Source organism: Paenarthrobacter sp. AB444, assembly GCF_028736865.1.
GTDB lineage: Bacteria > Actinomycetota > Actinomycetes > Actinomycetales > Micrococcaceae > Arthrobacter > Arthrobacter nicotinovorans_B.
The window spans coordinates 47535-60440 of the sequence record NZ_JAQZBY010000014.1 but is presented as its reverse complement, the minus strand read 5'-3'; the positions used below and the strand labels follow the sequence as shown (position 1 = coordinate 60440).

Below are 12906 nucleotides of genomic sequence, written 5' to 3'. Positions count from 1 at the left end.
ACCTTGTCACGGCCATGTTGGAAGAATGAAGACCGCGTGACGGTCCTCATTGACTCCCCCAACACCCAGGCTGCACGCCACGAAGTCTAGGCGGCTCCCGGCGCCTTGGCCGGTTGGCCTGTGCAGTACTGGCCCACGGCCCGCTCTTTAAGCTGCTCCGCCCAGGCGACCAACCGCTGGGAGGCCCGAACATATTCGAACAATTCCAGCGGCGTCAGTGACTCCACATCGGTCTCCGACAACCGACGGGCCAACTCAGCACCGGGAGCCTGCTCAGCCAGTACCGTGCCCTCCCTGCGCCATTGCGTGTCCTCGGGAGGTTCACCGGTGACAAGCTGCCTGAAAAGGAAGTCGACAACTCCCGGGCTCATCGCTTTCATGGGACCGCCCGGACCGCCCGGCTGCAGTGGAACTTCATTCATGCCGCCATGGTATTCGAACATATATTCGAATACAAGGGCAGGTGGCATTGCGGTGATCCCGTCCCATCCGCGAGGCAGGGAGGCCGGCTGTGAGACGATCGCTGCATGACTTCGCAAGAGACGGCGCCTCCGCGGAAAGCACCAGGTCAGGGTACGGCAACTCCCCGGCTCATCGGCGTCGACGCTGCCCGGGGAGCGGCTCTGCTTGGCATGATGGCGACCCACTTGATGCCGACGTTCGGCCCCGCGCCCCAGTGGGAGCCAACGATGGTTGGCCTGGTATTCTCAGGCCGTTCAGCTGCCCTGTTTGCTGTACTGGCCGGAATCGGCTTGGCCCTGACCACCGGTAAGCAGCAGCCACGCAGCGGTGCGGAGCTATGGTCCGCCCGGGGCGGCGTGGCCATGCGCGCCCTGGTGATCGCCGTCGTCGGGCTGACGCTCGGCGGCCTGGACGTCAACGTCGCGGTGATCCTTGTGCACTACGCGGTGTTGTTCCTGTGCATCCTGCCGTTCCTCGGCTTGCAGCTGAAGGCCTTGTGTTTCTGGGCCGCGGGATGGATCGTCGGCTCACCGGTCCTTGCGTACCTGATCCGCCCCATGCTGTTGGACGCGGAGCCGCCACTGCAGTTGGGGCACAATCCTGGTTGGGAGGACCTGGAATCGCCCGGCCGCCTCCTCGCAGACCTGTTCTTCACTGGCTATTACCCCGTGTGCCAGTGGATCTCCTACCTTCTGGTCGGCCTGGTGATCGGGCGGCTGGCCCTGACGACGGCGAAGGTGCAGCTGATGCTGCTGACGTGCGGAATTGTCGCAGCGAGTGTCGCAAAAGTGCTGGGGACCCTGGCCATGGAAGCGTGGGGTGGCCGCGCTGCCCTGTCCGTGTTGCCCGGAACCAGGGGGTACCCGCTGGAAAGCATGCTCCAGGTCAATCTCACAGGGCTGCAGCAAGTGGATTCGTGGTGGTGGCTGGCCACGGCGTCACCCCACGCGGGCACCACCCTGGACCTGGTGCACACCAGCGGCGTGGCCGCCGCTGTTGTGGGCTTCTTCCTGCTCCTGGGCAGGGTGTCCGAACGCGTCGGAGTCAATGTCCTGATACTACTCAGTGGTCCGGGCGCCATGACCCTGAGCCTGTATTCGGCACATGTATGGGTGGTTTCCAGCTTTACCAACCAACCCCTGCCAGCTGGGTGGACCGACGAGGGAATGTACTGGGCGCAAGCGCTGTGCGCCATCAGCATCGGGGTTTGCTTTGCCGTTCTCGGGCGGCGCGGGCCACTGGAATGGGTGGCCCACCTGGCCTCAAGGCTGGGCAGTTACCGCCCCGCTGCCGTGGGCTGAGAGCGGAAGAGCTTCACGGCGTCCCGCATGGACGCCCGGGCACGTTTGCGGTCGCCAGAGGCGTCATAGGCGCAGCTCAGCCGGAACCATGAGCGCCAATCGTCGGGCGCCGCCTCAGCTTCAGCGCGGTACTTCTCAAACTCGGCATCTGCTGCTGCACGCACGATCCGGCCACCTGGTGTCCGGGGCAGGTTGTCTTCGGGCAGTCCGCCTTCGGCCTCCAAGACCTTGGCCATCTGCTCCGTGCGGGCGCCGAAGAGAAGTTCGCGGATCAATGCCCATGCACCAATGACCGGAAGCACCAGATAGGCCGCTCCGATCCCCTTCGCTACCAGATTGGGGTCACCGAGCAGGAGGAACGAGCGCTGCACTGAGACCACCAGGTACAACACCAGCAGCAGGGTGATGGCTCCTACCCAGATCTTGGTGCGGTTTTTCTTCAGGGCTGACAGGAAATTCGCCACGGTCTAAAGCCCCAGGTCCAGGTAGCCGTCCAGGCCGACCGTCAGGCCAGGGTTTGCTGCGACCTTGCGCAGTCCCAACAGGACACCGGGCATGAACGAGGCACGGTCGAAGGAGTCGTGGCGCAGGGTCAGCTGCTCGCCGGGTCCACCAAAGAGCACTTCCTGATGGGCCACCAGCCCGCGGAGCCGGACGCTGTGGACACGGACGCCGTCCACGTCGCAGCCCCGGGCCCCGTCCAGCGATGTCTCGGTGGCGTCCGGGCTGGCCGGGACACCAGCCTCCTGGCGGGCCCCCGCGATCAGCTGTGCTGTCCGTACGGCGGTGCCCGAAGGCGCATCCACCTTGTTGGGGTGGTGAAGCTCGATGATTTCCACGGATTCGAAATACTGCGATGCCTTGGCCGCGAAAGCACTGGCAAGCACCGATCCAAGGGCAAAGTTCGGAGCGATCAGGACACCGGTGTCCGGCTTCTGCTCCAAGAGGGTCCGCAAGGATTCCAGCCGCTGCGCATCCCAGCCGGTGGTACCCACAACAGCGTGGATCCCATGCTCGACGGCGAAGCGCACATTGGTTTCGGTGATGTCCGGAACGGTGAGGTCGACAACGTACTGTGCACCGGCGTCGAGCAGTTTCTCCAGGGAATCACCACGGCCGAGGGCGGCCACCAAAGTCATGTCCCCGGCTGCTTCAACGGCCTTAACGGCTTCGATTCCCATGCGCCCGTGGGCGCCCAGCACTGCAACAGCAAGTTGTTCGGTCATGCCGTTAACCCTACCGCCGGGCCGGGCCCGGGAAGGAACCGTGACTCCCGCCTACTCCCCCGCGCCAACCCACTCAACGGTGCCATCGGAGAAGAACTGTTCCTTCCAAATGGGAACCTGCTCCTTGACCCGGTCAACGAGTTCGGAGCATACGGCAAACGCCTGTCCGCGATGGGCAGCTGCCACAGCGCATACCAACGCGGGATCACCGATCTCCAGCATGCCGACCCTGTGGGCTGCCCAAATGCGGACCGGCTGGTCAGCTTCGCCCGAGTGTTCAGCGACGAGCTGCGCGACGACGTCGGACATGACCTGGTGAGCAGTGGGATGTGCACTGTAGCTCAACCGGTCCACTGCCTTGCCGCCGTCGTGGTTCCGCACCACGCCACTGAAGCTGACCACCGCGCCGGCAGTATCCGATTCCACTGCCCTGATGGCTTGGTCCACCGAGATCGGCTCTGAGCTCAAGACAGCGCTGACAACCTCGAAGTCCGTTTCAGTGTCCATGGTTTCCTTCCAGTTGCTCGCAGAGATGGCCAATGACGGGGTCAAGGACGGCGAGTCCGTCCATGACTCCCTTGGGCGATCCCGGCAGGTTGATGATGAATGTCTTCCCGGCAGCGCCTGCGTGACCGCGGCTCAGCATAGCCATGGGGGTCTTGGCGGCGCCCGCGCGTCGGATGCCTTCCATGATTCCCGGGATTTCCCGGTCCAGCAGTGGCAGCGTCATTTCAGGTGTCTTGTCGTCCGGGCTGAGTCCCGTTCCACCGCTGGTGATGACAACGCCCGGTTCCTGGGTCAGAAGTGCCCTGAGCGCGGCACCCACAGGTTCGCCGTCAGGAACAACCATGGTGGGGAAGGTGTCGAAACCGTGTTCCTTAAGCCAATCGAGAATCACCGGCCCTGTTTCGTCGTTGTACAGACCGGCCGCCGCCCGGGTGGAGGCAATCACGACGCCGGCCTTCCGGGACCCGTGTGCGTGGGGCTCGCACGCGCTCATGCGCCCGCCTCCCCGTCACGGGAATGCCCGGAAACATCCCAGCTACCACTCTTGCCGCCACTCTTGGAAAGGACGCGTATGTCGCTGAGCACCGCGTGCTTGTCCACGGCCTTGATCATGTCGTAGACGCTCAACGCCGCCACGGAGGCCGCCGTCAAGGCTTCCATCTCGACGCCGGTCACACCCCGGGTCTTGACGGTGGCCAGGATTCCCACCGAATCGGTAGACAGTTCGAAGTCCACAGTGACCTTTGAAATGGGCAAGGGATGGCACAGCGGGATCAATTCGGGGGTCTTCTTGGCCGCCATGATGCCGGCGACCCGCGCCACTGCCAGGGCATCGCCCTTGGGCAGTTCGCCCGCGCCCAACAGGGCCAGGACTTCAGCGGTGGAGCGGACCGTGGCCGTAGCTGTGGCTTCGCGGGTGGTCACGGCTTTGTCGGAGACATCCACCATCTGGGCAGTGCCGTCCTGCCGCAGATGGGTCAGGCCCGTGGTGCCTGCCGGGTTTTCGGGAGTGTGGTTCACAGCATCCATACTTCCACTTCGTCACCTTCGGTGAGTTCCGTGACGTCTTCGGGAATCTGCACCAAAGCATTGGCACGGGCCAAGGCATGGACCAGGTGGGAGCCTGCACCGCCCTCCATGCGTACGACACCGTCCAAGGCGGTCCCCCGGCGCACCTGATGTTTGCCTTGGGGAGATGTGAGGCCCTCAGCGAGGCGCGCCTTCAGCACTGGCCGGGGTGCGGGGGCCCCGGTCACCTGGGACAAGGCGGGGCGCAGGAACATCTCAAAGGAGACCAGGCAGCTGACCGGATTTCCCGGGAAGCCAATGAACGGTACCCCGTTGTAGGTTCCCAGCCCCTGGGGCCCGCCCGGTTGCATGGCGACATGGAGGAAGTCCACCGGCTGCCCTGCCGTGGCAAGACGAACGACTTCGTAGGCTCCTTTGCTGACTCCCCCGGTGGTGACAATGACGTCAACCGGGGTGCCGCCGTCGTTCCCGCCTGCGAGGTGACGGTCCAGGACCGCCAGCAGACCCTCCGGTTTGTCGTCCGAAATACCGGTGCGGACTACCTCCAACCCGGCCTGCCGCATTGAGGTTTCCAGCAAAGTGCCGTTGGAGTCATAGATCTTGCCAGGTGACAGTTCCGCGCCCGGCTCGAGGACCTCGTCCCCGGTCGTGAGCAGCAGGACACGTACAGGCTCGCGGACCTCCACCTCCACCATCCCCAAGGCTGCCAGCAGACCCAGCTGACCAGGACCCAGCAAAGTGCCGGCAGCCAGCGCCAGCGCACCCTTGTCAATGTCACTGCCGCGTCGGCGCACGTACGTCCCTGGTTCGACCACCGGCAGCCCGACCTCTGCGTCCAGCACGGTCGGCGCCGGGAAGCTGCTGGGCGTCGCCTTCTCGACAGGTACGACGGCGTCCGCGCCCTCAGGCATCATGGCCCCGGTCATGATGGGGGCAGCGTGGCCCGGCTCCAGGGCCGCCGGAGCGGCACCTGCCGGAACGGGCGCCAACACCGGAAGCTTCGCGCCGCCGTCGGGAATGTCCGCGGAACGGACGGCAAAGCCGTCCATTTGGGAGTTATCGAACGGCGGCAGGGCCAGCGGTGCGTGGACGTCGACGGCGAGCGCCTTTCCGAGCGCGTCCACCAGCGGAAGCCGCAGTGTTCCCTTCCTGGCGGTGACGGCCGTCAACAGTTCCACCACTGCCTGGCGATGGGCTGCAACAGATCGGGGCACGGGTATCCTCCTGGGGCACGTGGGCTTCCGGCAAACAACCGGACGTTCCCAGAGTAGATGCTCAGGCCACTTTGACGCTGATGGTGTGGTAGCCCGTGGCGCCGTCAGGGGCAACCGGAGCTTTGTCTTCGGTTTGGGGCTGGCCGCTTGAGTCTGTGGCCCGGACCTGGACTTCGTAATCGCCGGCGGTGAGATCGATCCCGATCTGCCACTGATACCACGTGTCGGTGGAGATGGCGCTCGCAAGCTGTGCTTTCTGCCATGGCCCACGGTTGACGCGCACTTCGACCCGTTCCACGCCGCGATGCTGCGCCCAGGCAACGCCGCCGAACTGCACCTTTCCCGCTTGGACAGTCCGTCCATTGCGTGGCACGTCGATGCGGGACTGTGTCTTGATGGGCCCGTGGTCACTCCAGCCCCGGGTGGTCCAATACCCGGTGTCGTCGGCAAAGCGGGTCACTTTGAGTTCAGTCAACCACTTTGTGGCGGAAACGAAGCCGTAAAGTGCGGGCACGATCATCCGGACAGGGAAGCCGTGTTCCAAGGGCAGCGGTTCTCCGTTCATGCCGACCACCAGCAGCGCGTCACGGTCGTCGGTCAGCGCCTCCAGCGGCGTGCTGGCGGTCCAGCCGTCGTTGCTGGTGGACAGCACCATGTCCGCACCGGCCTTGGGCCCGGCCATGGCGAGCAGCTCACGCACCGGCCACCCCAGCCACAGGGCGTTGCCGATGAGGTCCCCACCCACGTTGTTCGAGACGCAGGCGATGGTGATGTGGCGTTCGGTCATGGGTTTGGCCAGGAGCGCGGCAAAGTCCAGTTCGACTTCCCGTTCCACCATTCCGGTGACTTTCAGCTTCCACGCCGGCGGGTCAATGGCAGGAACCGTCAAGGCGGTGTCGATCCTGTAAAAGTCGGAGTTCGGGGTTACCAGGGCGCTGATGCCCGGCAGGGAAAGCGAGGCCCCCGCCGGAACGGTTTGTGGCGGTGTTGCAGCTGCCGGCAGCTTCAGTGAGCTACGGAACCCCGCGGCCACAGCGGTGGCCCGGGTGAATATCGCTGTCACCGTTCCTCCCACCACAGCGGCAAGGGCCGTTCCGGTCATGGCGTTCAGGAAACCCCTTCTGGCCAGTGGCGCCTGCCCGCCCTCGTGCTCCGGGGCCGTAATGCCCGTTCCCCGGGGAACCCAAGTGTTGAGCCGCTGGATGAGCATCCTCAACAGCAGCATCGTGATGGCGGCGGCGACGATCGGTGCCAGTGCCGCCTGCGGGCTGGTTTGGGCACGGGTCACGACGGCGGTCAGTCCCGCGGCGCCCGCAAGTCCCGCCAGTGCCAGGCCAAGACCGGGGCGTCGGCGTTCAAGGATGCCCGCGAGCGCGGCCAGGAACCCGGCAACCAGCACGATGGAAGCTACCAGGACAACTTTGTCGGCCGTACCGAAGAGCTGAACAGCAAGATCCTTCACCCCCGGTGGCACGGCGTCGATTACAGCTCCGCCGAGGGCCGTCACCGGGGAAACCAAGGGGCTGAGAAGACCGGCAGTGAGCTCCCCTGCCGCAATTCCTGCCGCGCCTGCAACCAGCCCTGCCAGAGGCGCCCACAGCCGCGGGCCGCCCGTGGGGCGCCCGGTTTTAATCGTGTTGCGTACCGGCGTACTCATGATGTGCCTCCACGGACAATGTTCGGTTCAGTCGCGCCCACGGTTTGATTCGTCGCGGCAGCATTAGGAACTGAGTCCGCCGGAACTGATCCCGCCGGCAGCGTGAGCGCGAAGCGGCAACCGCCGTCGACATTGCCCACAGTCACCACGCCGCCGTGGGCGGTGACGATGCCGGCCACCATGCTCAGTCCTATGCCTGCCCCGCTGTAGCTTCCCTGCAGGGCCGCCGCCGAGCCCCGCGAGGGGTCTTTCTGCCACCCTGTTTCGAAAAGGTGCGGAAGGTCCTCTTCCGGGATACCTCCACACTGGTCCTGGACCGCGATGACGGCGTTGCCGTGGTCCCGTCCGACGCTGACATGGACGTCGGTGTCCGGCCGGCTGTAGATGATGGCGTTCAGGAGGATGTTCCGGATTGCCCTGGCCAGGCTCGGCCCGTCGGCCACCGCCATGCACTCACGGGCGCCACCGCCGTCGAGCTTGATGCCGCGCTTCGCTGCCAAAGGTGCCAGATCGGACAGGGCGTCGCTGACGAGGTCGTACAAATCGAGCGCTTCAGCGCGCAGGCGAAGGCTCCCGGCTTGGATCTTGGACAGTTCCAGGAGGTCGTTGACCATCGCGGTCATCTGCTCGGTCTGCCCGATGATTTTCCGGTAGTAGCCCTGGACATCCGGGGCCATTCCGTCTTCGAGGGCTTCCGTCATGGCTCGCATGCTGGCCAGCGGGGTCCTCAGGTCATGCGAGATCCAGGACACCAGCTCGCGCCGGGCCTTCTCAATGGCGGCCTCGCGTTCGCGGGATTCGGCGAGGCTGCGGCTGCTCGCCTCAAGTTCCTGCGCCAGTTCGGCCAGCTCCGATGTCATCGCCGGAGCCGCCTTGCGACCCTCGGCCCGGGAGTGCTCCAGCGTTTCGCCGCGACCGATCCTGCGGGCCGCGTCCACCAACCGTGCCGCGTTCCTGGACACTCCTGCCCCGAGCACGAGGGACAGGGCGACAGCGACCGCCGATGCGGTCGCGAGGATGTACCACATCACTTCGAGGTCCCTGGCAGAGATGAACATCGCGTTGAAGGCACTGACCATACCGGCCACCAACACGGCCACCGTGGCGACCACCACCATGCAGATCTGAGCCAAGACTGAGGCCCTGCGAAGCATCCGCAGCAGGGCGAGGGTCGCGGCGCCGATGAGTACGGCCCAGAAGAGGACCCAGCCCAGGATGGTCCAGAGTTCGCTACCTTCCATGCGCGGCCTCCCGTTTGCCGTCCGGAGACACGTCGAAGCGGTAGCCAACACCCCACACGGTCTTGATGAGTTCCGGTTTGGTGGGGTTGACCTCGATTTTCTCGCGCAGCCGGCGGACGTGGACGGTAACGGTCGAGAGATCCCCGAAATCCCATCCCCACACTGCCTTGATGAGTTCTTCCCGGCTGAACACCTGATGGGGCCTGCGCATCAGAAAGGCAAGGAGGTCGAACTCGCGGGCGGTCAGCGAGAGCAACTGCCCGTCCAGCGTGACGGTCCGCGACGCTGGATCAAGTTCAAGACCTGCTGCTTCGACCGATGGTTCCGGGGCATATTCCTTGATGCTTCGGCGCAGCACCGACTTGACGCGCAGGACCAGCTCCCGGGGAGAGAAGGGCTTGGTCACGTAGTCGTCTGCCCCCATCTCCAGCCCGAGGATCCGGTCATCTTCGGTTCCCAGCGCTGTGACCATGATGACCGGCACGGTCATGGTCTGGCGCAGCCTTCGACACACTTCGACCCCGTCCAGTCCCGGCAGCATGCGGTCCAGGATGACGAGGTCCGGCCTGCGCTGTGCGGCCAGGGTCAGGGCCGTGAAGCCATCGCCTGCCGTGTCCACCTGGAACCCCGCCATCACCAGGTAATCGCGGACGACATCGGCGATCGTCTCTTCGTCCTCGACCAGGAGGATACGCCGGTTTCCGGGTTCCCCTGATGATGCCGTATTAGTGGTCACGCTTTCAGCATAGATTTGCCAACGGTGCCCGGCACGCGATTCCAGCATCAGCGGCCCAACCGTAGGAATTCCGTAAGAACTCCCTGCCTGTAACCGGTGTCACTGATCACGCCCGGGTGGCGTAGCCTGAATTCATGAGTGTTCAGTTGGGCATGCCAATGCCCCCTTCCAGTGGAGCCGTCGGCGGCACGGAAAGCGGTGCGGCAACGCCGCCGCCCCGCCCTGCCGGCACTCCGGCCGGATTGTGGGACCGCCATGGTCGTCGCGCCACTGACATGCGGCTATCCCTGACGGACAAATGCAACCTCCGGTGCACCTACTGCATGCCTGCCGAAGGCCTCGAATGGCTCTCCAAGCAAGCGGTGATGACCCGGGACGAAATCGTCCGGATCGTCCGCATCGGCGTCAACTCGCTGGGTGTCCGGGAACTGCGCCTGACCGGCGGTGAGCCGCTGGTACGTGCCGATCTGGCGGAGATCATCTCCGGCATCCGGAGCGAGCATCCTGACCTTCCCATCTCCATGACCACCAACGGTGTGGGCTTGGACAAGAAGGCAGAAGCCCTGAAGGCTGCCGGCCTGACCCGCATCAACGTCTCGCTCGATTCCCTCCACGAGGAAACCTTTGCCAAACTCACCCGGCGTCCGTTCCTGGACCGTGTACTGGCCGGCGTCGATGCCGCCTGGGCTGCGGGCCTCGGCCCGGTGAAGCTCAACGCCGTGCTCATGCGCGGCATCAACGACACCGAGTCCCCGGACCTCCTGGCGTGGGCTTTGGACCGCGGTTACGAACTACGTTTCATCGAGCAGATGCCGCTGGACGCCGACCACGGCTGGACCCGCCGGAACATGATCACCGCCGCGGAGATCCGGGAGCTCCTCTCCCGCGACTTCGTCCTCTCCCCCGACCCGCGCGAACGCGACGGCGCCCCTGCCGAGAGGTTTGAAGTACGACGCCGGGACACCGGTTCGGCTGAAGCGTCAGGTCCCGTCCTGGGAACGGTGGGCATCATCGCCTCGGTCACCGAGCCTTTCTGCTCCGACTGCCGGCGTACACGCATTACCGCCGAAGGCAAGATCATGAGCTGTCTGTTCTCGCGGGAGGAGTTCGACCTCCTGGGGCTCCTCCGCAGTGGGGCAACAGATTCCGAACTCGCCGAACGTTGGCAGGACGCCATGTGGATCAAGCCCAAGGCCCATGGCATGGACCACACCGGTCTCGGCGCAGCGGACTTCGTCCAGCCGGACCGCAGCATGAGCGCAATCGGAGGCTGAAAAACTTGTTGGTCCGTTACTTCGCTGCCGCGCGCGCGGCAGCGGGAGTCGAAGAAGAACTCCATGCACTTCCGGAAGGCACCAGTCTGGAAGCGCTCCTGGAAGCCGCCCTCGCCGTCGAACGTCCTGTGCCTCCGGAAGGCACGCCGACGTTGGCCAGGATCGTGGCGCGCAGCAGCTTCCTCCGCAACGAAGTTGCGGTGCGGGACCATTCTGCGCCGCTCGGTGCCGACGACGTCATTGACGTTCTTCCGCCGTTCGCCGGAGGCTAGCGGACGGCAGGCACAGCCGTTTTCCTGAAGACGCTTTTCAACAGGGGGCTGAAGGCTGCGTGACCCTCCAACCGTAGATCGGCGGTGTGCACCAGCACGCCGTCCTCAACTCGGAAAGTGTGTCGTGCCACGCCGTCGGCCGTGCGCCGTTCCAACGTCAGCATGCCGGCACTCCACGTCCCCCTGACGGGGGCGGCCGGCGGCTTTCCCATGCTGTCGACGTAGTACCACAGGGTGCCACCGTGATCCCGGTCAACCGTGAACATGCCATGTCCCTCGAAGTGGCTTCCGTCAGGCTCCCGATGCTTGTAGCTCTGGACCACCGCGTGGCCACCGGCGGTCCCGGTGAAAACCACTTCGGCATCGGCTGTCCTAGCGGTCCCCCACGGCGAGGACGCGATTTCCGTAATGCCGGTCCAGTGGCCAAGGAACTCCCGCAGGATATCGACGGCACGACCGGTTGGGGGCAGGTCCATCACGTCTCCAAAGCCAACGGGGCAGCATCACCATCATGCTGCCTCTTTGAGGCCGCGCGCGTCCATAGCCGGTAGAAACCGGACAGGCCTCAGAGCCCGAAAGTCTCCGATTCTTCGAACGGTCCAACCACCGTGATGGTCCGGGGCGCCCCGGCCAGTTCGCGTGCGAGTTCCTGGACCTCCTCCACGGTGACCGCCTGGATACGGGCCAGGGTTTCGTCGATGTCCTGGAACTCGCCGGACACCAGTTCCGCCCGGCCAAGCCGCGACATCCTGGAACCCGTGTCCTCAAGGGCAAGGACAATCCCGCCACTGAGCTGCCCGACGGCTTTCCTGAGTTCCTCTTCCGTAATGCCGTCCTCGGCGAGCTTGTCCAACTCCACGCCCAGCAGATCAAGCACTTGGCGGACCTTGGAGGGCGTGCACCCGGCATACATGCCAAAGTAGCCGGCGTCGGCATAGGCGGCAGTGAAAGAGTATGTCGAGTACACCAGTCCGCGCTTTTCGCGGATTTCCTGGAACAGCCGCGAGGACATCCCTCCGCCCAGAACCGCATTGAGGACACTCATGACAAAGCGGCGGTCATCGGTGGCAACCATCGTCGGGCAACCCATGATGATGTTGGCCTGCTCCACGGGACGCTTGACCACATGGAGTCCCGACGTACCGGTGATCACGGCCCTGTCGGTACCGCGCCGGTTCACCGGAGCGGCATGGGGGTCAAGCTTCCAGCCTGCAGCGGTCAGGGCGTCGAGGACCAGCCCGCAGACGACGTCGTGATCCAATCCACCGGCAGCTGTGATGACCAGCTCTTCCGGGCGGTAGTAGCGCTGGTAGTGCTCCCATACGGAATCGCGTGCGACGGCCTTGATGGCGTCCGGCGTTCCCCCGATGGGGCGGGCCAGCGGATGGTCGCCCAGCACGGCGGCCACGAACTTTTCATGGGCTACGTCCGTGGGGTCGTCGCTGTCCATGGCGATTTCCTCGAGGATGACATCCCGTTCCTGCTCAAGCTCAGCGGGGTCCAGGACCGCACCGGTAATCATGTCCGCAATGACGTCGATGGCCATGGGGAGATCGGTGTCCAGCACCCGGGCGAAGTAGCAGGTGCTTTCCTTTGCCGTCGCGGCATTGGACTCGCCCCCCACCTCGTCGAAGGCGGAAGCAATTTCCAGGGCAGTGCGGCGCTTGGTGCCCTTGAACAAGAGGTGTTCAAGGAAGTGCGTTGACCCGTGCTGGCCCTCTGCCTCGTCGCGTGACCCTACTGCCACCCAGAACCCGATGGTGGCCGAACGCTGACCCGGCATCGCCTCGGTCAAGACGCGGACGCCGCCGGGAAGGACCGAACGCCGAACGACGGAACCGCCCTCGGCACCATGGATCAATTCGCCGCCGGGAAGGGTCTGCTCCAACGGCAAGGGTACGACAGTCATCAAAGCCTTTCAGGTTTCGGGTTAAGGCCGGAAGGGCCGGTGGACCTTTTCAAGTCCACCGGCCCCGCCGGGTGTACT

At 64.9% G+C, this 12906-nt stretch carries 15 protein-coding genes; 3 read left to right on the top strand and 12 right to left on the bottom strand.

Annotated elements, in window-relative coordinates; all coding sequences use genetic code 11:
* Nucleotides 1-86 precede the first annotated feature (86 nt).
* Nucleotides 87-422, bottom strand: coding sequence for a hypothetical protein (locus tag PQ627_RS16395; protein WP_274262543.1), 336 nt, complete (start codon nucleotides 420-422; stop codon nucleotides 87-89).
* 105 nt (nucleotides 423-527) lie between these two features.
* On the opposite strand from PQ627_RS16395, the gene PQ627_RS16390 reads away from it, so the two are divergent.
* Nucleotides 528-1763, top strand: coding sequence for a heparan-alpha-glucosaminide N-acetyltransferase domain-containing protein (locus tag PQ627_RS16390; protein ID WP_274262542.1), 1236 nt, complete (start codon nucleotides 528-530; stop codon nucleotides 1761-1763).
* On the opposite strand, the gene PQ627_RS16385 is transcribed toward PQ627_RS16390, so the two are convergent.
* From PQ627_RS16385 to PQ627_RS16345, 9 genes are read right to left on the bottom strand one after another with little or no spacing between them, the layout of a single operon-like run.
* Nucleotides 1739-2227: a hypothetical protein gene (locus tag PQ627_RS16385; protein WP_144663036.1), complete on the bottom strand. Its 489-nt coding sequence runs from the start codon at nucleotides 2225-2227 to the stop codon at nucleotides 1739-1741. The two genes, PQ627_RS16390 and PQ627_RS16385, sit on opposite strands and share 25 nt — an antisense overlap.
* 3 nt (nucleotides 2228-2230) lie before the next feature.
* Entirely contained in the window at nucleotides 2231-2989 is a 759-nt protein-coding gene (gene dapB, locus PQ627_RS16380) for a 4-hydroxy-tetrahydrodipicolinate reductase (protein ID WP_274262541.1), read from the bottom strand.
* A gap of 51 nt (nucleotides 2990-3040) precedes the next feature.
* On the bottom strand, nucleotides 3041-3496 hold the full coding sequence (locus PQ627_RS16375) for a molybdenum cofactor biosynthesis protein MoaE (RefSeq protein ID WP_274262540.1): 456 nt from the start codon (nucleotides 3494-3496) through the stop codon (nucleotides 3041-3043).
* On the bottom strand, nucleotides 3486-3989 hold the full coding sequence (locus tag PQ627_RS16370; protein WP_274262539.1) for a MogA/MoaB family molybdenum cofactor biosynthesis protein: 504 nt from the start codon (nucleotides 3987-3989) through the stop codon (nucleotides 3486-3488). The genes PQ627_RS16375 and PQ627_RS16370 overlap by 11 nt, the downstream gene beginning before the upstream one ends.
* The gene (gene moaC / locus PQ627_RS16365; RefSeq protein ID WP_274262538.1) at nucleotides 3986-4525 is read right to left on the bottom strand and encodes a cyclic pyranopterin monophosphate synthase MoaC; all 540 of its coding nucleotides are present in this window, start codon (nucleotides 4523-4525) and stop codon (nucleotides 3986-3988) included. Before moaC ends, PQ627_RS16370 begins: the two co-directional genes overlap by 4 nt.
* The gene (locus PQ627_RS16360; RefSeq protein WP_274262588.1) at nucleotides 4513-5745 is read right to left on the bottom strand and encodes a molybdopterin molybdotransferase MoeA; all 1233 of its coding nucleotides are present in this window, start codon (nucleotides 5743-5745) and stop codon (nucleotides 4513-4515) included. Before PQ627_RS16360 ends, moaC begins: the two co-directional genes overlap by 13 nt.
* Nucleotides 5746-5800: 55 nt before the next feature.
* Complete coding sequence (locus PQ627_RS16355; protein ID WP_274262537.1) at nucleotides 5801-7396, bottom strand: molybdopterin-dependent oxidoreductase; 1596 nt, start codon at nucleotides 7394-7396, stop codon at nucleotides 5801-5803.
* The gene (locus PQ627_RS16350; RefSeq protein ID WP_274262536.1) at nucleotides 7393-8637 is read right to left on the bottom strand and encodes a sensor histidine kinase; all 1245 of its coding nucleotides are present in this window, start codon (nucleotides 8635-8637) and stop codon (nucleotides 7393-7395) included. The genes PQ627_RS16355 and PQ627_RS16350 overlap by 4 nt, the downstream gene beginning before the upstream one ends.
* Entirely contained in the window at nucleotides 8627-9373 is a 747-nt protein-coding gene (locus tag PQ627_RS16345) for a response regulator transcription factor (protein ID WP_274262535.1), read from the bottom strand. The genes PQ627_RS16350 and PQ627_RS16345 overlap by 11 nt, the downstream gene beginning before the upstream one ends.
* A 134-nt stretch (nucleotides 9374-9507) precedes the next feature.
* On the opposite strand from PQ627_RS16345, the gene moaA reads away from it, so the two are divergent.
* Both moaA and PQ627_RS16335 read left to right on the top strand, forming a co-directional pair.
* Nucleotides 9508-10647 carry a GTP 3',8-cyclase MoaA gene (gene moaA / locus PQ627_RS16340; RefSeq protein WP_274262534.1) on the top strand — a complete coding sequence of 380 codons (1140 nt, stop codon included), beginning with the start codon at nucleotides 9508-9510 and terminating at the stop codon, nucleotides 10645-10647.
* A 5-nt stretch (nucleotides 10648-10652) separates the two neighbouring features.
* A complete protein-coding gene (locus PQ627_RS16335; RefSeq protein ID WP_144663028.1) occupies nucleotides 10653-10919 on the top strand; it encodes a MoaD/ThiS family protein in 267 nt (88 codons plus the stop codon).
* Here PQ627_RS16335 and PQ627_RS16330 read toward each other — a convergent pair.
* Nucleotides 10916-11395 (bottom strand): DUF1579 family protein, encoded by a 480-nt coding sequence (locus tag PQ627_RS16330; RefSeq protein ID WP_274262533.1) that lies wholly within the window; start codon nucleotides 11393-11395, stop codon nucleotides 10916-10918. The two genes, PQ627_RS16335 and PQ627_RS16330, sit on opposite strands and share 4 nt — an antisense overlap.
* 89 nt (nucleotides 11396-11484) lie before the next feature.
* Entirely contained in the window at nucleotides 11485-12828 is a 1344-nt protein-coding gene (locus PQ627_RS16325; protein WP_144663026.1) for a M16 family metallopeptidase, read from the bottom strand.
* Between the last annotated feature and the right edge of the window lie 78 nt (nucleotides 12829-12906).

What these genes read in the sequence shown, in the direction of transcription:
- PQ627_RS16395 (WP_274262543.1), bottom strand. Translation starts at nt 422, where the DNA reads ATGAATGAAGTTCCACTGCAGCCGGGCGGTCCGGGCGGTCCCATGAAA.
- PQ627_RS16390 (WP_274262542.1), top strand. Translation starts at nt 528, where the DNA reads ATGACTTCGCAAGAGACGGCGCCTCCGCGGAAAGCACCAGGTCAGGGT.
- dapB (WP_274262541.1), bottom strand. Translation starts at nt 2,989, where the DNA reads ATGACCGAACAACTTGCTGTTGCAGTGCTGGGCGCCCACGGGCGCATG.
- PQ627_RS16375 (WP_274262540.1), bottom strand. Translation starts at nt 3,496, where the DNA reads ATGGACACTGAAACGGACTTCGAGGTTGTCAGCGCTGTCTTGAGCTCA.
- PQ627_RS16370 (WP_274262539.1), bottom strand. Translation starts at nt 3,989, where the DNA reads ATGAGCGCGTGCGAGCCCCACGCACACGGGTCCCGGAAGGCCGGCGTC.
- moaC (WP_274262538.1), bottom strand. Translation starts at nt 4,525, where the DNA reads ATGGATGCTGTGAACCACACTCCCGAAAACCCGGCAGGCACCACGGGC.
- PQ627_RS16355 (WP_274262537.1), bottom strand. Translation starts at nt 7,396, where the DNA reads ATGAGTACGCCGGTACGCAACACGATTAAAACCGGGCGCCCCACGGGC.
- PQ627_RS16350 (WP_274262536.1), bottom strand. Translation starts at nt 8,637, where the DNA reads ATGGAAGGTAGCGAACTCTGGACCATCCTGGGCTGGGTCCTCTTCTGG.
- moaA (WP_274262534.1), top strand. Translation starts at nt 9,508, where the DNA reads ATGAGTGTTCAGTTGGGCATGCCAATGCCCCCTTCCAGTGGAGCCGTC.
- PQ627_RS16330 (WP_274262533.1), bottom strand. Translation starts at nt 11,395, where the DNA reads ATGGACCTGCCCCCAACCGGTCGTGCCGTCGATATCCTGCGGGAGTTC.
- PQ627_RS16325 (WP_144663026.1), bottom strand. Translation starts at nt 12,828, where the DNA reads ATGACTGTCGTACCCTTGCCGTTGGAGCAGACCCTTCCCGGCGGCGAA.